Genomic DNA, 601 nt, shown 5'->3' with positions numbered 1-601 from the left:
TGTTCCTCCAGCGTGGGATCGTCTTCGGCTACGAGGCCGTCCGGGGCTGGGAAGCGAAGCTCGCGCCCCTCCTGACCTGCGAACTCCGGCAGCGGCGGTACGGCAAAGGCGGTACCCGCAGCCGCCACTGGCATGTCGATGAGACGTATCTGAAGGTTCGGGGCCGATGGTGTTACCTGTACCGGGCGATCGACCGGGACGGCAATCTCGTCGACACCATGCTGAGCGAGCACCGCGACATGGCTGCAGCCCAGGCCTTCTTCCGCTCCGCCGAGGCCGCAACCGGCATCACGCCCGAGCGCGTCACCACGGACGGCCACGGCTCCTACCCGCGTGCCATCCGCTCGACGCTCGGCCGGCGCGTGGTGCACCGGACCAGCGCGTATAAAAACAACGGACTTGAGCAAGACCACCGGGGCGTGAAAGGACGCATACGATGTATGCGTGGGTTCAAGAGCTTCGCCTCAGCCGAGCGGTTCTGTCGATGCCACGACGAACTCCGCGACTTCCTCCGCCCCCGCACTCGCCACAGCCAGCCTAGTCCCGCCAGCCGCCATCGCCTGCTTCACCTCCGTCGCGCCACCAAGACGCTCGCCATTCT

At 66.7% G+C, this 601-nt stretch carries 1 protein-coding gene; it reads left to right on the top strand.

The genetic code is table 11. The annotated features are described in order from the left end of the window. Positions 1-601, top strand: a 601-nt coding sequence (locus ACFFIC_RS30050) for an IS6 family transposase (protein ID WP_377057291.1), incomplete at both ends; no start/stop codon positions are given.

It is taken from the genome of Muricoccus vinaceus, from assembly GCF_042433125.1.
Classification (GTDB): domain Bacteria; phylum Pseudomonadota; class Alphaproteobacteria; order Acetobacterales; family Acetobacteraceae; genus Roseomonas; species Roseomonas vinacea.
This window is presented reverse-complemented; position numbering and strand designations above follow the sequence as displayed.